Genomic DNA, 19,454 nt, shown 5'->3' on the forward strand with positions numbered 1-19,454 from the left:
AAACATTAATTTTATGAAAACTCTGATGAGGATCTCTGAATGCTTTACGGTCATTCGATTTTAGATTGATTTCACTGAGAAATTTGGGGGCTTTTACCTCGCTCTTACAGCCTTATTGAAGCCAATGCTCTTAAAAAAGTTCCCCCCTTTCCCCCCTTCCCTCGCTTATCCCCAATCCCCAATCCCCGTACTCTATGAGAAGCCGCTGACGCGTCTACGCGAAGCGTCTCCTCTGGAGAATCCCCGATCCCTTATCCCCGATCCCCTGCTTGACAACATCAAAGTTTTTTGCCATATTGGAAGGCGAGTTTTTGATGTCCATATCATCGCCGCTTCGTTTTGAACTCAAATTCTTTTTCGACGTAAAAGTTTTCTAAATTAGTATTGTTATTGTTCAGGGCCTACTTTACCAGATATCTACCAAGAGTAAAATTGAGAAAATTTTGGTGTAAGGCTGCTGTTGATTGTGTGATCAATTACATTTAATTAGGTCGGCACAAATAAGGATAACTGGCGAGGAGCGTCATTCGTCATCCGTCATTTGTCATTGGTAAAGGTTTCTATTAATCAGTGAACAGTTAGAAAAACAGGTGTAATTTCCAGAATCGATGAATAACTGATAACTGATAACTGTAATATCGAAGAGTCATTGTTAGTCTTTTGTTATTTGTTGTTTGGTATTTAAAGCACCAATCATCAACAACCAACTATCAACAACCAACAATCAATATCAACCAATAAAAATATGACAGCAGACAAGAAAAGCTTGTTCTTCGCAAAACCTTTAACTAGGTGGGGAATTTTTTTGGCAGTTTCCATTGCTTTTGCTACGGGTTTAGTGTCTTTCTTCAGTTTGTTATTGCTTCGATCTCAAGTTCAAACCGAACCACAAAAGCCTGTGAAAGCTGCGCCTGCAAGAGTTGCTGTGACTGCTTTAGGGCGTATTGTACCTGATGGTGAAATTACTCAATTGTCTGCTCCAAGTTCAGTAAATGGTGTACGAGTAGAAAAGCTGTTAGTGAAAGAAGGAGAGCAAGTAAAAGCAGGTCAGATCATAGCATTGCTGGAAGGATACACGCGTACTTTGGTAGGTGTACAACAAGCTTTAGACAGTGTGACAGTGGCTCAAGCTAAACTAGCACAGGTTAAAGCTGGGGCAAAAACAGGCGATATTGATGCTCAAAAAGCAGCGATCGCTCAGGTAGAATGGCAATTACAAGGAGAAATCACCACTCAGCAAGCAGCGATCGCCAGTCTCGAAGCCCAAGTCCAAAATGCTGAAACTGAAAACAACCGCTATCAACAACTATATAGAGAAGGTGCGATTTCCGCATCTACAGCAGAGAGCAAAGCTTTGCAACTGAAGACTTTGCAACAGCAACTAGCTGAAGGTAAAGCAGCTCTCACGCGCACTGTTGATACTCTCCAACAACAACTCAGAGAGTCTAAAGCCAAACTAGGAAGTATAAAAGAGGTGCGTCCCACAGATGTGCGCCTAGCAGAAGCAGAACTCAAGAGTGCAATGTCTGATGTGAAACAAGCACAAGCCCAACATGAATTAACTTATGTAAAATCTCCAGTCACTGGTAAAGTTTTGAAAACTCATGCCAAATCAGGAGAAGCAGTCGCCGCTAACGGTATTGTAGAGATCGGTAAAATTTCTCAAATGTACGCGATCGCAGAAGTTTACCAAACAGATATTCAAAAAGTACGTATAGGTCAAAAAGCAATCATCACTAGCACCGCCTTTCCTGGTAAAAAATTACAAGGGACAGTCAGCGAAATAGGTTTACTCGTTGACAGACAAAATATCTTAAGTGTCAACCCTGGTGCAGATACAGATCGCAGAGTCGTTGAAGTCAAAATCCGCCTCGATAACCCAGCAGATAGTCAACAAGTCTCTGATTTAACCAACTTACAGGTAGATGTGGCTATTAAAATTTAGCTACTCCCAGCATAGTTAAATCACTCACAAAACAAAGTAGCTAGGCTGGTTTTTTACTATTAATTACTAACCACTAACTACCAATTACCAATTACCAATTACCAAATCATGGTGTTTAAAATTCCTCTGGGATGGTTGCAACTAGTCAGAAACAAGATTCGTTCACTAGTAGCTGTAGCCGGCATTGGTTTTATTGTAATTTTGATGTTTATGCAACTTGGATTTCAAGATGCTCTTTATTCTAGTGCTACCCAGGTGCATCGCAATCTCCGAGGTGATTTATTTTTAGTCAGTTCGCAGTATAAATCTTTGACTGCAATTCAAAGCTTCTTTCGGACTCGATTGTATCAAGTTTTGGGGTTTGATGGTGTAGAGTCAGTTAGCCCTATATATTTGGGATTTGCTAAATTTAAAAACCCCGAAAATGGCGAAAAATATTCAATCTATGTGATTGGTTTTGAACCAGGAAGACCAATCATGAATATGCCGGAAGTTGAGAAAAATATAGATAAAATTAAAATTCCCGACGTCGTACTTTTCGACCGGAATTCTCGTCCAGAATTTGGACCAGTTGCCAATAAATTTATTCAGGAAAATACCGAACAAATACTAGAAATATTTCCCTTTGATTCCCTCAGAGGTTATAGAGTTAGAGTTGGTGGTTTATTTAGTCTAGGGCCATCCTTTGGTGTAGATGGAAACTTGATAGTCAGTGACACAACTTTTTTGAGGATATTTCCTAACAGTCGTCCTTCAGAAATGATTGATGTCGGTGTAATTTCACTACAACCAGGTGCTAATCCCCAAAAAGTAATAGCAGAATTGCGAGCTAATTTACCCAATGACGTGAAACTTTTTACTCACCAAGAGTTCATTGATTTTGAGAAAGAATATTGGGCTACAAGAACACCCATTGGTTTCATACTCAATCTTATGCTTTCAATGGCTTCAGTTGTTGGTATCGTAATTGTTTATCAAATTCTCTACAGTAATATATCCACTCAACTAGTTGCTTATGCAACCTTAAAAGCCATAGGTTATGAAAACAATTATTTATTAAATGTCGTGTTTCAACAGGCTTTTATATTGTCAGTTTTAGGTTATATTCCAGGGTTTTTTCTATCTATATTCATATATGATTTTGCTATGGAAGCAACTAAACTACCCATTATGATGATTCCTCAAAATGCAGTCATTGTTTTCATTTCAACAATCTTAATGTGTATGACATCTGGTGCATTAGCTATCAACAAACTGCGCTCCACAGACCCAGCAGATATTTTTTAGAAACGCGATTTTTCGCGTCTGTACAATGGTCATTGGTATTTCATCTCTCACACTCCTCAAATAATTTGTATCCAAATATGAACTTGCAAAATAAAACTATCCTGATCACTGGAATTGGCGAATTTATCGGTTTGCGTACTGCTCAATTAGCGATCGCCAACGGGATGAAAGTTTGTGGAATGCAAAGTTCCGCAGATAAAGCAAAAAAAGCACAGAATTTAGGCACAAAAGTCATCATTGGCAATATCACCGATTCTACTACTGCTGAATTAGCTTGTCAGGGAGTAGATATAGTTGTACACACAGATGAAATTGCCAAAGAAGGTGGTTCCCTAGAAGAATTTCGCAAAGTAAACGTTGATGGAACTATCAACATAGCTAAAGCAGCGAAAAGTGCTGGTGTTAAAACCTTTGTTTATATCTCCAGTGGATTAGTTTATGGCTTTAATTATCCAAAACACATCACAGAAGAAGGACCACTTTCAGGAGATAATAATCCCTATTGTCAGACAAAAATAGAAGCAGAACAAGCACTTTTACAACTAAATAATCCACCTGATTTTGGCATCATTAATCTTAGAGCAGGTGATGTTTACGGTCCAGGTAGTATTCCTTGGATAGTCCGACCATTAATCATGATGCGGCAAAAATTATTTGCCTATGCTGGTGATGGAATGGGAATCATCAATCATGTATATATTGATAACCTAGTTACAGCTATATTTTTAGCAATAGAAAAAGAAACCTACGGCGAAACTTTCAACATCACTGACGGACAGGAAACTACTTGGAAAGAATATTTTACTTGCTTGGCAGAAATGGCAGGTTTACCAGCACCTTTTTCACTACCAAAAGACGAACTCAAACTATTTCTCAAGCTGCGCTACCAGGGACAAAAACTCTTTCGTAAACAAGCTGATATCTTACCAGAAGCCGTAGATTTTATGACTCGTCCCTATGCTTATTCAATTGAAAAAGCACGTAAAAATTTAAGCTATGAACCCAAAATTAAATTAGAAGAAGGAATGCGTTTAACCCAAGAATGGGTGAAAAAAACAGACCTCAAGAAAATTGTTAATGCTTAGGGGGAATGTAGAGACGTACCATGGTACGTCTCTACAAATAACATTCATTACCAACAATATATTTGTGATGGTGAAAATAATGTTAACGAAAGCTTCTAAACTTTTGACATTTCTACTTCCGAGTTTGGTAAGTATTGGTTTGTCTAACACAGTGCAAGCAGAACCCACAACCACACTTACTGTAGTCGTAAATGGGATCAAACACCAAAAAGGTCAAATTTGTCTGAAAGTATATGCGAGTGAAAAAGGATTTCCGATGAGTGAGACTAGTGGCGTAAAAAGCGGCTGTGTCAAAATTACAGGAAGTTCTGTAACCAAAGAATTTGTTGGTTTAAAACCAGGGAAGTATGCAGTTGCTGTAGTGGATGATCAAAACGGAGATTATAAACTCAATCAAGATTTTTTAGGCATTCCTCAAGAAGGATTTGGGGTTTCTAATAACCCAACCGTATCAGTCATAACTGGTACACCAAAATTCAATAAAGCAAGTTTCCGATTGCAGAAAAATACAACCATCAAAATTGAAATGAAATATGGATTAGACCCATAAGAATTTGTTGATAGTTGCTAGTTTTTTATTCTCTTCCTAGTCCCCCTAGTCTCCCTAGTCCCCCTTCCCTTCTCTCCTCATCCCCCACTCCTCACACTCCTCACCAATGAAAGAACTAGCGATATCTCTGTCTAGAATGTTGCTAAATTGGTTGGCAATTCAAACATTTGTGACGTTAGCTTTTTTATGGACATTAAGAACGCATCGCAGAAATTCCTTACCAGATGAACAGCTTCCTAAAACAGCAGTTATTCTTTGTTTACGGGGAAGCGATCCGTTTCTAGCCAATTGTTTAGAATCACTTCTGCAACAAAATTATCCACAATATGATTTAAAGATAATTATCGATCATCGTGAAGATCCAGCTTGGAAAATTGCCACCGAAACTATAGCTTCACTCGGTGCAACTAACGTCCAAATTAACCCTTTGACTATCAGACGATATAACTGTAGCCTCAAATGCAGTTCTATAGTTCAAGCTGTCTCAGAATTGGATGAATCTTACAAAATAGTTGCATTTGTAGATGCTGATGCGGTAGTTCATCCCAACTGGTTACGCGAATTAGTTAGCCCTCTAGCCAATCCGAAAGTAGGCGCAACAACTGGTAATCGCTGGTACTTACCCACAGGTAAATCTTGGGGTTCACTGGTGCGGTATTTCTGGAACTCTTCTGCTGTTGTGCAGATGAGTCTCTACCGCATTCCTTGGGGGGGTAGTTTAGCACTGAAAACAGAAGTAATTCACGAAACTGAACTACTAGAAAGATGGGCAAGAACCTACACTGACGATACTATGATCCGTAGAGTTCTTGCAAATTATGGATTCCAGGTAAAGTTTGTACCATCTCTGTTGATTCTCAATCGTGAAGAGTGTGATTTACCAAGATTATTTGACTGGACAAAGCGTCAAATGTTGTCTTCGCGCCTGTATCATCCCCAGTGGTGGGCGGTAATTGCTGATGCATTGCAAACAGTACTACTTCCGAACTTGCTGTTGGTGTTGTCTATAGTAGCGTTATGGATGCAACAATGGGATACTGCGGCTCTAGCTTTCACTAGTTATGGTAGCTATATAGTAGCATTGCTATTGTTGGCGATCGCCCTCGAAATCGGAGTCAGACCAATAATTCGCGACAACACAAAGGTCAAAACCAAATTATCACCAGCTACGATAATCAGAATGCTGTTTGGTATACCTCTAACACATTGGTTTTATGGGTTTGCACTGATATTATCTTTTTGGATGTCAAAAGTCACCTGGCGCGGCGTCACCTACCAAATAAAAGGGCCTTGGCACATTCGTCTGATTCAATATCGCCCCTATCAAATCTTAGACCAACCCATTGATAGCAAAGTATCTTTGTGAACATCTAACAGAATTATTATCGTTTCATAAATTCCTACACCCTTATACCCTTACACTCTAAAACCAGTATTTTTTGGGCAAAGTGTAAAAAAGCTACATCTATTATCCTATCTCCTCATTTCTCCAAATAACTCCTCCCTTAACTATGAAAAAACAACCTCTTCGTGTAGCGTTAATTACAGGATTGTATGCGCCATTTTTGACAGGGGTTTCCATCGCAGTACACCAACGAGTGCGCTGGTTACTACAACAGGGACACGAAGTATTTCTTATCCACCCAGAAATCAACGACCAGTATCCAGAAGAAGTTGGTAGTCGTCCGATGGCGGGACTCAAAGAACTCCAATCTTTCCCCAAATTTTCTTCCTATGCATTTCCTACCCAACCCCTAATCTTTTATAAATCTCTTCCCCAACCATTACACTACCGTCACTGGAGCGATACTAAATTACTGGAGAACTTTAAACCAGACATTGTAATTGTTGAAGAAGCACCACAAATGCGAGGCTTTTATTCACTTTATTTACAAGGTTACGGTCGCCCAGTAGGTATTGAATACGCTAAAAAAACTGGCACACCAATCATATCGCTATTCCACACCGATATTGTTGCTTATATTCGCTATTACATGGGCAATCAATTTTTTAGCTTTATTCGTCCCATGTTACCCATGTTAATCAAGCAATTCAGCGAATCTTACGACCATAACTTTTTTTCTTCGCGGGAACAACTTGAAAAATATCAAAGCTTAAAATCCCAACGTAGCGAATACCTACCCTATCAAGGTATAGATTGCCAAAAATTTAATCCTGCAAATATCTCTTACAACCCCATACCCAACGACAAGCGTCCCACACTTTTGTTTGTTGGACGCATTGCTCCCGAAAAAAGTGTGATTCAACTTCTAGACATATACCCAATTGTCGCTGCCAAAATCCCTGATGCACATCTAGTTATCGTCGGTAGTGGTCCCCAACAAGAAGAAATCCGTCAACGTGCAGCTCAATTTGGTAAAGGCGTCACCATCTGGGGAGAATCTCACGGTACAGAACTCTTGGGATGGTATGCACGAGCCGATGTTTTTGTCAATGCATCCGTTACCGAAAACTTCTGCACTTCCACCAACGAAGCTTTAGCATCGGGAACTCCTGTAGTTGCAGTCAAAGCGCCCTCAACCTCGGAACAAGTAGTTCCTGGTCGCAATGGCTTTTTAGCTCAACCCAATAGTCCTTGGGATTTTGCTAATAAGGTAATTAGAATTCTCGAAAATCCCGAACTCAAAGAAGAAATGTCTCTCCACGCGCGTTTTTCTGTTCTGGAATATGATTGGTCTGTATGTATGCAAAAGTTTGAACAGAGACTACATCAAATAGTAGAAAAATCCAAAAATTTAGCAGCAACACCAATCTTATAATTACCTGCTTGGTGTCTTTGTGGTGAAAAATAGCATTTTTTTTAACACAAAGACACTAAGACACATTTGAACTCTCGATTTGATAGTTTTTTGGTTTGCTCGTATCGCATAACTCAGTTGAATCAAGCTAAAAGCCTCCTCTCATACCATAAAATAATTCTGCAAGAGGTCTACTATATCAGTACAAAGAGATAGTTACTCATAGTAATGAATACGTGTAGAGACGCAAAATTACCCTGCGGGATCTTGCTACGTGTCTCTACTTTATTGTGGAATTTGTCTAGAAAGTTTTTGAATTTGTCCAGAAAAGTAATCTTCCTCGTATTTTAATTGTTGTGCTAATTCCAGCCCTTTTTGAAAAGCCTGTAGTGCTTGAGGATAGTCTTTACGTTCTAACTGCATTTTGCCGATTTGATCGTAGGCATTCATTAAACCATAAAAATTGGAAGCTAATTGTTGAGTCTGTACAAGAATTTCACTAGCTTGCAATGCTTCTTGTATTTGTCCTTGGGAACGGTAGAGTGTGATTAATTTTTGCAAAGCTTCACCAGCACGCACGTACTGCTGTGATTGCCAAGCAATTGTGTAAGCTTGTTGATAGTTATTAAAAGCTTCTTGGAGGAGATTAGGATTTTTCTTGGCGAGAGATTCATAATCTGAAGCGATCGCTAGTTTTAAAGCTGGTAGTTGAGTTAGATTATTCTGTCTTTGATATATTTCTGAGAGTCGGTTCTGTATTTCGATTGCTTGCTGGGGTTGTCTTCCTTGTTCGTAAATGTAAGCTAATCTTTGTAGATACACTAACTCGTTGACACTATCACCCCTAGCAATAGCTAGTTTTAACAACTCCTGATAGGTATCTGCTGCTTTGGTGTAATCAAACCAACTCAGATGTACTTGGGCGATCGCTTGTAAAATTTCAACCTCTTTGGCTGGATTTTGCTGTTGTCGCACCGCAGTTAAAACTTGCTGATACATTTCCACTGCATTTTGAGGCGATCGCACTTGTTGGTAAGCTTGTCCTAGTGCTTGCAATAACTCTAAATTAGGGGTTTTTTGGGATTTTGCTTGTTTTTGAATCGCTTGCAATCGCTGAGTAATGTATTGTACCTCTGGACGATTGCTTTTTTGATAGGCTACAGCACCCACTCTTCCTAGTGCTTGCACCTCTTTGATAGAACCCAAATAGCGACGCAACCGTAGTTCTCGGTTCCAGATATCAAATGCTCCTAACTCATCACCTGCTTGCAGTTTCGCGGTAGCTTGTTGATTCAACTTGTCCAACTCCGTCTCCAACCGTAGCTGTTCAATCACAGATAAAGGCTGTTTGTCTTTGTCTGGATTACGTGGTAACAGTGGATCAGGTGTGGTAATTTCTAAGGGTGATGGCGGAAACTCATCTGGTGGTTGAGGTTTTTTAGTCGCCGCCATACTCAAAGAACCACCAAGTAACCACAAAGCAGTAGTAGCAGTAATTGTCACACTTAAGCGTTTGAACATAATTTTTGGTCATTTGTCAATGGTCAATTGTCAATTGTCAATTGTCGTTAGTTATTCTCCTTTTCCCCCTTACGCGGGAGACCCGCGCAACGCAGTGGCTCCCCTTGTCCTCCGTGTCCCCCTTGTCCCCCGTGTCTCCCGTGTCCCCCGTGTCTCCCGTGTCCCCCGTATCTCCCGTGTCTCCTTTGTCTATACTGACGATAGTCATTCAAAAATTCTCCTGCAAAATCAACAACTTTGCTTTTTTTGAAAAACCATAGACTGACTTTAGCCAAAAAGCATTTGTTCAGCGAGGGTGAACAGCCATGACAGGTAAATTAGAAGGCAAAGTTGCAATTGTTACCGGGGCTTCTGCTCGTATTGGTGAAGCAACTGCGATCGCATTGCTAGTTATAAAACATCTGGTAACAAGCACGATTAGGCAGCTTGATTAACAGTTGGCTCCGGAAGGGGTTCATTTGTTGCTTCATAAGCCATAATTAAAGACTCTAACGCTTCAATCCCATTCGCCACAGCCTCTTCATAAGTATTGCCATGAGTCCGCCAACGCTGTCCGGGAAAATCAGGAAATCCAACCAAGAAGCAGTTGTCTTCAAGAGACCATTGAATCAACATTTGGTACTTAAATTTACTCATCTTCCAGCTTCTCCTGCTGTTGCTTCTCCTCTACCTCTTTTATAGCTTGTTGCACATCCTTTTCTTGGTAGGGTTTAGCGTCCGAACTATCTTTCCCTGAAACCGTTAGCTTTCCAGTATATAAAGGATGTATCCAGTTAGTGTGGCTTCCTTTTCCTGGGAGTTCTGTAAAACCTACTTGGCGTAGCCATTGTTTTAACTCCCTAATTTTCTTGGGCATTAATGAGATATTGACTATCAACTACAGCATAGTAACCTTAATCTCACCTAAAAAAGGGAGCCTTTAAGTGTGTGTTTAGATGATCACTCCACCTTATTCTCTCACTTAAAAAAGCCCGTGGCGAGGATTGAACTCGCGACCTCACCCTTACCAAGGGTGTGCTCTACCACTGAGCTACACGGGCAAAACTAACGCATTCATAAAATTAAAAATGTAAAACTAAAACTTTTAAATTTTAATTTTACATTTTTAAATTTAGCAGGTGGGCCGGGCTGGATTTGAACCAGCGTAGGCGCTAGCCAACGGATTTACAGTCCGTCTCCATTAACCACTCGGACACCGACCCGTGAGACCCACGATTAAGAATATTAGCACAAGGTTTTAGAATTTCCAAGCTTTTTTTCAAAAAAAAATTTATTGGGGAAAGGGGATCGGGGAAAGGGGATCGGGGATTGGTTACTCTCCCTGCTCACTTGTCCCCCTTCCCATGTCCCCAATGCCCCATGCCCAATGCCCACTAACTCAGTAATTCCCCTGTTTCTTGCAGTGCGTGCAAGCGATGGTAAATACCACCATGACGCAGAAGTTGTTCGTGATTACCGACTTCTATAATTTTGCCTTGGTCTAAAACCACGATCTGATCTGCTTCTCTGACTGTACTTAGGCGGTGAGCAATTATAATTGTGGTACGAGTTCCTTGGAGTGATCGCATTGCTAATTGAATGGAACGCTCAGACTCATAATCTAAGCTAGAAGTTGCTTCGTCAAAAATCAGTACATCCGGTTCTACTAGTAACGCTCTAGCAATTCCCAGGCGCTGTCTTTGTCCGCCAGACAACCTCACACCTCTTTCTCCTACGACTGTGTAATAACCATGGGGTAAATTCTGAATCACTTCATCAAGTCTGGCGATTCTACTAGCTTCTTCAACTTGCTCAAAGGTGACATGTGAGCGACCATACTTGAGATTATCCAAGACAGTTCCGTTAAAAACATCTACTTCTTGGTGAACTATTGCCAGTCTCCGGCGATAATTCCCCACATTTAAAGTACGAATATCTTGACCATCAATCAGAATTTGACCTTCATTTGGTTCAAAATAGCGCAATAGTAATTTCACTAAAGTAGATTTACCCGAACCTGATCGCCCGACCAATGCTACTGTTTGATATGGTTCAATCAAGAGGCTGATATCCTGCAAAACAGGACGTTGAGGTTCGTAACCAAAGCTCACGTGGGAAAACTCTACTTTTCCTGTAAATTGATAAGCAGAATCTGGTTGTGGTTTCTCCAAAAGACCAACGGAATCAACTCCAGATGGTTCTTGCAAAAATTCGTTAAACCGGATCATAGAACTATAGCGACGAGCAAACATCTCTGCCAATACGCTAATTGGTTCCAACTCCGCATAAGCCATACTGGAAAGAGTTAAGGTCATGATAAAGTGACCAAGAGAAATCCTACCAGCTACAGTTTCGACGAGCGTCAAACCTAAGATTGCAAACACGCAAAACTGAATGACAGTTCTTTGCTTGGTATTCAGCTTGACATAACCTTTGTGGATACGATGATCCACCACAGTGAATTCACGTTCTAAACGGACTTTTTGCCGTTCTAGTTCTTTGGCTTCTGTCGCAAATGCTTTTACTGTTTTAATATTGCTGATAATTTCCGAAGTTCGGCTTTCTGTTCCTTCTCCATATTTATCCAAGCGGTTATCATGCCAAACTAGGCGTTTTAACTTTTTCAAGGTAAAGCCAAGAATCACCACAAAGGAAATTAAGTACAAAATTGCGATTCGCCACTCCACAAACCAGATAAATACAAAAATTCCCAAAACCCGAAACAGCTTCGGAATCATCTGTCCAGCGATTTCGGGATAAGTCCAAGTGTGGTTGGCGATACCTCTTGCTACTCGCCCAGCAATACGTCCGGGGTTATTTTCGTCATAAAATTCTAGGGGTAAGGTGAGAATCTTTTCAATCGCTTTTTGATGTTGATCTCGACGCGATCTTAAGGCAATATCCCAATGAAACCAACTAGTTAGCCAAGGTTGTGTCGGCGCTCTCACCACAGTGACAAGAAAAATTAAACCCAGCAATACACCTAAAGATAGAAGCTGATTTACTGGATAATTGATAAGGTTTGCAATTGTGGCGATCGCTACTACTAGCGGTTTATCTAATGGTTGATTAGACAACACATTCAAAATTTGTCCGATCGCATACGGTACGACCAAATCAATAATCTCGTAAACACTGGTAGCTGCAATACTGAAAATACTCAGCTTCCAGTAGGGACGAAAGTAATTGAGAATATCTCTAAAGTTTGCCATGATGCACACTGTCCAAGAGCATGAGCCTTTAGCTCTGGAAGTTTTATACTACATGCATATTACATTGTAGTCAAGAGGCAGATTGGTAAATTAGTCTTTGGGAAGAGATGAACAGTTATCAGTAATCATTACTTTGACCATCTTTCCGCCCACTCCTTACCTAATACACGCAATAATGCTTTGAGTCCCAGAATGTATGGGGGTTCAAAGCGAATATTCTCTGATTTACCTCTGATTTTCAGTAAGACATTTGTCAATTCACGGTTTGTATCCCGCCATAATTTTTCGTTGTCTTGAAGGTCTAGACTTCTTCTATATCCTTGTAGAGGTTTTATTCCCTCGACTTCTAAATCTCTCAATGCTACATGGAAATCATAGAGAAACTTAGGTAGTTGTACTAATTTAGGAATGGCAAATTTTTCAATTTCTTCTTCATCTTCTTCCAATTGCAAACGGGAATTCCAATCAATAGTTCTACCATTAATTTCACATTGTTCACCTGCAATTAATGGATCTTTGGTTCTTCTTTTCAAGTCTTGAAGTTTTGTATCATGCAGTACTAAACCACAAGCTACTTCATCTTTGGGATTTTGGCTTAAGCGTGTCGGAACTTCAACGTCTTCAAAACCAGAGGCTTTACTTAGCATCTGGCTAAATAATAAGTTTATTTCGGAGTTACGGTCAAATTGTGCCGTCTCCGAAAGCCAATTTAAAAATTTACCACCATTTCCAGCAATATAAACAGGGGTAATCTCTTGGCGTTGATACTTACCTTCTTGGTGCAGTGTATGGAGAAGAATTCCTACATAGTAATACAATCCTGCCATACCAATTGCTGTTAGTTGTATCAGTCCTTGAAAATCTGGTTCATCTGCAACAAATGCTTTTCTATTATTCAGCCAATTATCTCCTTCTAAGCGTAACCACATGTCTAATTTCAGATTGAAATCTGCTCCTTTCAGTCCTTTGACTTGAACAGCTTCGATTCCAAATCTACGCTCTAAAAACTTAGGGTTTAGCTCTAGGAATTGTGAAAATAAATCTCGTCCGGCTAAAAAAACTGAACATTGATGAACAAGAGTTTCTTCTTCCCAAATTGATATATCAGAAGTATTACCACCCACATCAATACAAGTAGTGTTAACTAAATCATGTCCTTCATGGTCGGCGAAATATTGGGCTACTGCTAAACTTTCCAAACGAAAGTCGTCTAAATTATGTATTTCTGGAGAAGTGTGCTTAACTCCTGTTTTTTCTTCTAGTTCTTTGGTGATATCTTTCCAAGTTTTGGCATATCTAGCTCTGTCAACACGAGAAAAAGACGAGCGGTAAGACAAAGACCATTTAATTTCTGCAACACCATTCTTGGCTGCGATCGCAGTGATGTGCAAAGCTAAATGTTTGAGGAAGAGTTGATTATAAGCTAATTTTTGATTGTCTTCCCACTTTAAATCCGTTTTAATCCAGTCTTCTTGGGGTTTAAACTTGTAGCTATTTGGAACATAAATCCGACCGTCTAAAATTGGTCTCATAACATCGTTATGAGTAGCAAAACCTCCTCTTGTGGTAAGTACGTTTCGCAAAGGTAAGGGCTTGTTTAAAGGAATAAAGTCTTCTGGAATGAAGTATTCATACAGCAGAGGTAATCGAGTTTCTTGGTTAAACTCTGCTACTTTAAGATGTAAATTTTCTAATCTCAATGGTTCTACAATACCATCTCTGTTGACATAAACATTAGTGGAAGAAGTGCCAAAATCTACACCTATTTCCCATAAAAGTCTCATAGGAACTTCTAATGGAGATCGCAATATAATTAAACCTAAAATTTGTCTATCTTGCCATTGACGACATTCAATATGAGATGGGAATTCCTCTAAGTAAGCCATTTGATAAGAACCACGACCATCTTTAAAAATGTGTGGCTGTTTGGCTTTGGGAAAATTTACTTGAAAAGTTTCTTCTGCATGTTCACCATCGTAGTAGAATGCATAATAAGATTTCCAATTTTTAGTATGGAAGTTTGGCCATATTTCTAAAACGGGTACTTCTGGTAAAGCATTCTCTCCTTTGAGCAGATAATCTTTTTGGATGCGATAATTTTGGAATGAATGATCATAATTCATCCCAGACAAGGGTAAATCTAAAATCACCCGTACTAGCTGTACTTCATCTGTATCAATTGGTTGCAGTGTCAATCGAGAAATTAAATCTTCTGGTGTGAGATAATCAAGTAGAATTGGATTAAGCGGAATCAAGGGAGTAATGCGATCGCCCTCAAAGGTCAATGGTACAATTTCCTTGGGTAATAACGCACCAGGTAAAGCTTCTTCTTGATTAATAAATTTAAACTCCGGCAAGAATAAATCTTTAGGTTCAATCCATTTTACATCTGTCCAAATAATTCTTTTTTGCCGTAAATCTTCTATATTTAAAGCCGCTAAAGTTTTCCCGCCATGAATCCAAATATCTTGAGGTGAGACATTCCAAACTCTAGCTATTTCTGGATCTATGATTAATAAATCAGGATATTGCCATTTATTTAAACTGGGAATCAACCGGATATTGGGAAATCTTACCGGTGCTTTTATAGGAAAATTCAAAGCATGGAGTACTCCTCGATTGAGGGGAACTCCAAAAAATTGCGGTTCTTCAGTTAAAATAAATTGTTGATTAGTATCTGCGTTTAAATCAATACGAAATTCATCTATTAACCCACCAATCATATTAATAGCGTGCCTTTTACCATTATGCTGAGTTATCTCTTTCCGCAGATTTTCTAACCAACGCCACAATAGAGATTTTTCAGTAGAATTTATATAATTAATTGGAGAGTCTAGCTGACCTTTTGACCACCATTGTAATCCTATCCATTCTCCTTCTTCTGAAGGAGAAACTAAGGTACTAGGTGAGGTCATTCCTACTGGTTTATTTTGCCATAAAAATACATAAATATCTTCCCAAGGATGTTTATTTTCTAATGTGTAAAGGGTGTTCTCATCACTAGGTAAAACTTCATGTAAACAACGAGCAAATTCTTCTTCATATCTTAATTGACCCAATTCTATCAATTGTGCTGTGAGTGGAAAACCGCGTACTTCTGCAAGTGCTATTGCTGCTAACATCCCCCGCCATTGCTTAATCATTTGTTCACGGAGCGGATGATAATAATCATGTAGAGCCATCTCCATTGATAAGGGACGCGCCCACATATTTGGTACGAAGCTAACACTTTTTACTTCTCTTGGAGCTTGATAATTTAGACTGTTAGCTATAGATGTAAATGCTGTGTTTTCATATGCTTCCCATTTCCCGCTCTCGTAAGGAACTTGAAGGTCATAATCACGCTTTAATGAGGGTAGTAGTGAAACAGTAAACGCCGTTTTTTGCTTTGTTATGGGTGTGTCAGGAGCAACTGTATTTTCGAGAATCTCAGATGCTTTAACAGATGAAACTTCAATTGGATTTTCGGGAATCTCAGGTGCTTCAATAGATGGAACTTCAATCGGATTTTCGAGAATCTCAGGTGCTTTAATAGATGAAAGTTCAATTGGAATTGACAACTTTATTTCAGCAACTTCAACTTGATTTTCATGTATTGATAACTGGCGAAATTGTTCTTCTGCTTCCTCTATATTTCCACGAGTAAAACTCTGCATTCCACGAGCATATTTAATTAAAGGCGGAGAAAATTCTGCCAATGCTTCGGGAAGAGTTTCTATTAATGATGCAAGCTGAAAAAGTTCATTCCAGTTTTTTTGTTTTAACCTTGATTCGATTGCTTCTGCTAGTTCCTGACTAACCTGATGAGGTTTTGTATAAGTCAATGCTGTCCAATATTGTGCTTGTGCTAAATCTCTTGTTCTTGAGTCTTCATCCTCAAGTTGGTGTTTTACGTATTTAGTCAGAAAATCTGCTAATTCTTCTAACCGTTGTTGACCAAAACGTTTATCTTCTTGCAGCTCTGTTAACAATAAATTACGGACAGTAACATTCATTTCATAAAGCTCATAACCCACTTCACGACACAAACGTGACAGAAGTATACGAGCAACTGCTGTCCAAGGAGCTTGGGGAAGGAAGCGAAGCCAAATTTGATAGAGTAAATCTGGTGTCAGTACTATTGGAAATGCAGCGTGACAAGCTAAGTCAAAATGTGCGCGGTCGAATTTTTGGGCAAATCCGACAACTCGCTCAACGGCAAATTCTAACTTTGTCGTATCAGCTTTGTTTTTCATCGCTACGACAACATCCATTGATAGGGGCGTTCCCAATAGACATACCGTCCGCGCAAGGTATTAATAGCTGCATTGAGTCCTTGGCGACTCATCTCAAACATCGGCACTAACAAAGCAATCTCGCCAGCAGTAGTATACTGCCAACTTTCGTTTGGCATAGGATTAAGCCATGCAAAATAACGCACAAACTGCTGGAGTTGCTTGATAAAATTTTGGCTCTCCTTTACTCGTTCTGCATTATAGTTACCACGTGCAGCTCCTGCATCGCTGACAATCAATACAGCTGCTTTTTGATCAATTGATTGTAAAACTTCGTTTAATAATTGAGCTTTGAGGCGAGTGGGATCAGTATAAATATATTTTTCAGGATAATTGTGAAAATAGTAAACACGGGTTCGAGTTATGTTTCCACCCTGTTGAGCTTTTTCGATTAATTGACGGGATAAATGATGAAAAGGTGTCATTGAACCACCTTGGTCAACGAGTAGAACTAGTTCACTACAGTTAACATAGCGTGGTTTGAATATTGGTTCAATGACAATACCTTGCTGAGAAATTTTTTCTACTGTAGCTGCTACATCTAATTCTTCTAATTTACCTTTACGTATAGGACGACGCAGGATACGCCAACTCTGCTTGATTTGTCTACCTGTAACTGGTAAATATTGATCGGTTGAGTTTGGATAGGGGTAGATAGTAATTAATGATTCGCGCTTGTTATGGCGAATAGCTTGAATTACTTGCTCTGGTTCTTGGGAAATTTCTACATTTTCTTCTTCAGATTCAGTTGAGGAATTGGTGGTTGAATTGAAAGTATCTTCTGCTGGTGGTGGAGCAGGGGTATCAACTGGTTGTTCAGGCTTGGTCGAGGAAATTTCAGATAAAGAAGAATTGGATGACTCTTGAGTTGGTGATGGTTCTACTGTAGGAGATGTTTCAACTTCAATATCAACCTGTGCTAGAACCTGATCTAGAAGTCGATGTAGCAAACGCGCTTCTTCTTTAGATTTTGTCCATAGTATACAGCAAAGTTGTTCTAGAGATTGGCGATCGCGAATTCCAAATCCACCTTGCACAGCTTCCATCGCCAAAAGATAATCATCAATTCCTAAAGGAAGACCAAAATCACGTAAATTATAAAAGAGATTTAATAAAGCATTTAATAAAGATATTTCGGTAGGATTCATGTTTTATCCTCCCGTAAAAATAAGTAATCCCGGTAATCTTTCCAATATTTAAGCAATGCTCCAGCAAAAGGAAGCTTTCCTTGAAGTTTTGCTAAGGCTTGGTCTTCTGGATATTGACGCAGCAGTGTAAACCAATCAATCAACTCACTGGTACTAACTTTTTTGCCAGTTCTACCGCTATCTTTTTCCATTTGTTCTCGTAGCTGTGTAAAGCGAATAACGGCTGCTTCAATAATGTCTTGTGAAGAATCAGGAAAATGGAGGTTAATAATATTTTTTAAATCAGACTGAGAGGGAAAGTCAATATAATGGAATAGGCAACGACGCAAAAAAGCATCAGGTAAATCTTTTTCATCATTACTAGTAATAAATATAATTGGTGGATGCTTTGCCTGAATAACAGTTTGTCTCATTTCGTGAATAATAAACCGCTTTTCATCAAGTTCTTGTAATAAGTCATTAGGAAAATCAAGGTCTGCTTTGTCAATTTCATCTATCAGTACAATAGTCCGTTTCTGGTTGATAAAAGCACGACCTAAAGGCCCTAGTGTAATGTAATTTCTCACATCATCAACCTTAGAACGTCCTTGTTCATCAACACGTGTTAGCTGTGCATCATGGAGACGAGCGACAGCATCGTAAGAGTAAAATCCATCTTTTGCTTTAGTTGTAGATTTTATATACCAAGGCTCGTAGGGTAAGCGTAGTTCGTGAGCTACAGCCTCCGCTAAACGAGTTTTACCACAACCAGGTTCTCCCTTCAGCAATAAAGGACGTTTCTGTAAAAAAATCGTAAGGTTTACTACCTCAACTAATTGCGGTGAAGGAATATAAGGTGCAAGTCCAGCAGCACGTTCTTCTTGAGAAGGTTGCTGTGTACCTGTATAAATAAGAGGTATTACTGAATCAACCATTGTGCTAATCTTCCCTCCCAACTAGAACCGCAGTGAAGACAAATTTTTTGATAAACAAGTTCTGGTACACCTGATTTTGACTCTTTCAACAAATTTTCTATAGATAAATTCTCAAGGTCTATTTCTGAATCTGTGTTGCTTAACCATTTGGCAAGTTTTTTATATGAAAATCGGTTAGCTTGAGTTAAACATAGAGGAATTTTCGGATATTCTGCTTCAGAATGATGATAGACTAAAGGAATACCGGAATCACAAACTTTTGCCTGATTGTCAAGCCAGAACATGACTAAGTATTTCGTTTGACAATTTACTTTTTCTATAATTGGTTGCCAGAAATATTCAATTAACTCAGATAAAAAACCTATATAAGTACGATGAACTTCATCAAAAATAAAAATTAAGTGCTGAGTTTGCAAACATTCCGCAATTTTATCAAAAATTTATTCTTCGCAGATGTATACTAGCTGAGTTGATTCAAAAAAGTGTTTGGCTATCTCATTCCATAAATCTGAAATTTTACCCATACCTCCTAATTTAATTTTAATCTTTCTGCCATTACGCAATTGTCTTAATTGAGACAATCGTGTAACTAGAATTTCTTGACCATATTTTTCCTGACCATGAATTAAAAAAGCTGCAACTCTGTTGGGATGAAAATCTAGAGCTTCCACAAATTCTTGTTCTTGCTCTTCAAAATCAATAGCAAGTATTGATTTAAACAAATGCTGATCACATTGATTTATTGGTATATATTCTTTTTTTTGTTGAATTTCAAATTCT

At 39.1% G+C, this 19,454-nt stretch carries 14 protein-coding genes, 2 tRNA genes and 1 pseudogene; 7 read left to right on the top strand and 10 right to left on the bottom strand.

The genetic code is table 11. The features are described 5' to 3' along the window. Positions 1–745 precede the first annotated feature (745 nt). The 6 genes from B4U84_RS07915 (at position 746) to B4U84_RS07940 (ending at position 7,647) form a co-directional block, all read left to right on the top strand. Complete coding sequence (locus B4U84_RS07915) at positions 746–1,945, top strand: ABC exporter membrane fusion protein (protein ID WP_131116751.1); 1,200 nt, start codon at positions 746–748, stop codon at positions 1,943–1,945. A 108-nt stretch (positions 1,946–2,053) separates the two neighbouring features. After that, a complete protein-coding gene (gene devC / locus B4U84_RS07920; RefSeq protein WP_131116754.1) occupies positions 2,054–3,232 on the top strand; it encodes an ABC transporter permease DevC in 1,179 nt (392 codons plus the stop codon). A gap of 77 nt (positions 3,233–3,309) precedes the next feature. Next, positions 3,310–4,317: an NAD-dependent epimerase/dehydratase family protein gene (locus B4U84_RS07925; RefSeq protein ID WP_017309043.1), complete on the top strand. Its 1,008-nt coding sequence runs from the start codon at positions 3,310–3,312 to the stop codon at positions 4,315–4,317. 79 nt (positions 4,318–4,396) lie between these two features. Further along, a complete protein-coding gene (locus B4U84_RS07930; RefSeq protein ID WP_131116757.1) occupies positions 4,397–4,867 on the top strand; it encodes a DUF2141 domain-containing protein in 471 nt (156 codons plus the stop codon). Between the two features lie 106 nt (positions 4,868–4,973). Beyond that, positions 4,974–6,233 (top strand): glycosyltransferase family 2 protein, encoded by a 1,260-nt coding sequence (locus B4U84_RS07935; RefSeq protein WP_242677567.1) that lies wholly within the window; start codon positions 4,974–4,976, stop codon positions 6,231–6,233. 145 nt (positions 6,234–6,378) lie between these two features. After that, positions 6,379–7,647, top strand: a complete 1,269-nt coding sequence (locus B4U84_RS07940; RefSeq protein WP_131116760.1) for a glycosyltransferase — start codon at positions 6,379–6,381, stop codon at positions 7,645–7,647. Positions 7,648–7,911: 264 nt separating this feature from the next. Here the strand turns inward: B4U84_RS07940 and B4U84_RS07945 are convergent, their stop codons facing one another. Further along, complete coding sequence (locus tag B4U84_RS07945; RefSeq protein WP_131116763.1) at positions 7,912–9,147, bottom strand: tetratricopeptide repeat protein; 1,236 nt, start codon at positions 9,145–9,147, stop codon at positions 7,912–7,914. Positions 9,148–9,452: 305 nt separating this feature from the next. Here B4U84_RS07945 and B4U84_RS31910 point away from each other — a divergent pair, with 305 nt between their 5' ends. Beyond that, positions 9,453–9,581 (top strand): SDR family oxidoreductase, encoded by a 129-nt coding sequence (locus B4U84_RS31910; RefSeq protein ID WP_017309049.1) that lies wholly within the window; start codon positions 9,453–9,455, stop codon positions 9,579–9,581. Here the strand turns inward: B4U84_RS31910 and B4U84_RS07955 are convergent. From B4U84_RS07955 to B4U84_RS31505, 9 genes and pseudogenes are all read right to left on the bottom strand, one after another. Next, entirely contained in the window at positions 9,565–9,783 is a 219-nt protein-coding gene (locus B4U84_RS07955) for a type II toxin-antitoxin system HicB family antitoxin (protein WP_017309050.1), read from the bottom strand. The two genes, B4U84_RS31910 and B4U84_RS07955, sit on opposite strands and share 17 nt — an antisense overlap. Continuing rightward, complete coding sequence (locus B4U84_RS07960; RefSeq protein ID WP_131116768.1) at positions 9,776–10,003, bottom strand: type II toxin-antitoxin system HicA family toxin; 228 nt, start codon at positions 10,001–10,003, stop codon at positions 9,776–9,778. Before B4U84_RS07960 ends, B4U84_RS07955 begins: the two co-directional genes overlap by 8 nt. 112 nt (positions 10,004–10,115) lie before the next feature. Continuing rightward, positions 10,116–10,187, bottom strand: a tRNA-Thr gene (locus B4U84_RS07965). A 79-nt stretch (positions 10,188–10,266) separates the two neighbouring features. Further along, positions 10,267–10,349, bottom strand: a tRNA-Tyr gene (locus B4U84_RS07970). Between the two features lie 171 nt (positions 10,350–10,520). After that, positions 10,521–12,338, bottom strand: coding sequence for an ABC transporter ATP-binding protein (locus B4U84_RS07975; RefSeq protein WP_131116771.1), 1,818 nt, complete (start codon positions 12,336–12,338; stop codon positions 10,521–10,523). 128 nt (positions 12,339–12,466) lie between these two features. Beyond that, the gene (locus B4U84_RS07980) at positions 12,467–16,591 is read right to left on the bottom strand and encodes a hypothetical protein (protein WP_242677568.1); all 4,125 of its coding nucleotides are present in this window, start codon (positions 16,589–16,591) and stop codon (positions 12,467–12,469) included. After that, entirely contained in the window at positions 16,576–17,760 is a 1,185-nt protein-coding gene (locus B4U84_RS07985) for a hypothetical protein (protein ID WP_131116775.1), read from the bottom strand. Before B4U84_RS07985 ends, B4U84_RS07980 begins: the two co-directional genes overlap by 16 nt. Then, positions 17,757–18,674: an AAA family ATPase gene (locus B4U84_RS07990; protein ID WP_044452332.1), complete on the bottom strand. Its 918-nt coding sequence runs from the start codon at positions 18,672–18,674 to the stop codon at positions 17,757–17,759. Before B4U84_RS07990 ends, B4U84_RS07985 begins: the two co-directional genes overlap by 4 nt. After that, positions 18,659–19,396: pseudogene (locus B4U84_RS31505) on the bottom strand (hypothetical protein). Before B4U84_RS31505 ends, B4U84_RS07990 begins: the two are co-directional and overlap by 16 nt. Positions 19,397–19,454 lie beyond the last annotated feature (58 nt).

Origin of the sequence: Westiellopsis prolifica IICB1 (assembly GCF_004323185.1) — a bacterium.
GTDB lineage: Bacteria > Cyanobacteriota > Cyanobacteriia > Cyanobacteriales > Nostocaceae > Pelatocladus > Pelatocladus prolificus_A.

Coding starts and splice junctions, on each gene's coding strand:
- B4U84_RS07990 (WP_044452332.1), bottom strand. CDS start 18,674: ATGGTTGATTCAGTAATACCTCTTATTTATACAGGTACACAGCAACCT.
- B4U84_RS07980 (WP_242677568.1), bottom strand. CDS start 16,591: ATGGATGTTGTCGTAGCGATGAAAAACAAAGCTGATACGACAAAGTTA.
- devC (WP_131116754.1), top strand. CDS start 2,054: ATGGTGTTTAAAATTCCTCTGGGATGGTTGCAACTAGTCAGAAACAAG.
- B4U84_RS07915 (WP_131116751.1), top strand. CDS start 746: ATGACAGCAGACAAGAAAAGCTTGTTCTTCGCAAAACCTTTAACTAGG.
- B4U84_RS07925 (WP_017309043.1), top strand. CDS start 3,310: ATGAACTTGCAAAATAAAACTATCCTGATCACTGGAATTGGCGAATTT.
- B4U84_RS07945 (WP_131116763.1), bottom strand. CDS start 9,147: ATGTTCAAACGCTTAAGTGTGACAATTACTGCTACTACTGCTTTGTGG.
- B4U84_RS07935 (WP_242677567.1), top strand. CDS start 4,974: ATGAAAGAACTAGCGATATCTCTGTCTAGAATGTTGCTAAATTGGTTG.
- B4U84_RS07955 (WP_017309050.1), bottom strand. CDS start 9,783: ATGAGTAAATTTAAGTACCAAATGTTGATTCAATGGTCTCTTGAAGAC.
- B4U84_RS07930 (WP_131116757.1), top strand. CDS start 4,397: ATGTTAACGAAAGCTTCTAAACTTTTGACATTTCTACTTCCGAGTTTG.
- B4U84_RS31910 (WP_017309049.1), top strand. CDS start 9,453: ATGACAGGTAAATTAGAAGGCAAAGTTGCAATTGTTACCGGGGCTTCT.
- B4U84_RS07985 (WP_131116775.1), bottom strand. CDS start 17,760: ATGAATCCTACCGAAATATCTTTATTAAATGCTTTATTAAATCTCTTT.
- B4U84_RS07975 (WP_131116771.1), bottom strand. CDS start 12,338: ATGGCAAACTTTAGAGATATTCTCAATTACTTTCGTCCCTACTGGAAG.
- B4U84_RS07960 (WP_131116768.1), bottom strand. CDS start 10,003: ATGCCCAAGAAAATTAGGGAGTTAAAACAATGGCTACGCCAAGTAGGT.
- B4U84_RS07940 (WP_131116760.1), top strand. CDS start 6,379: ATGAAAAAACAACCTCTTCGTGTAGCGTTAATTACAGGATTGTATGCG.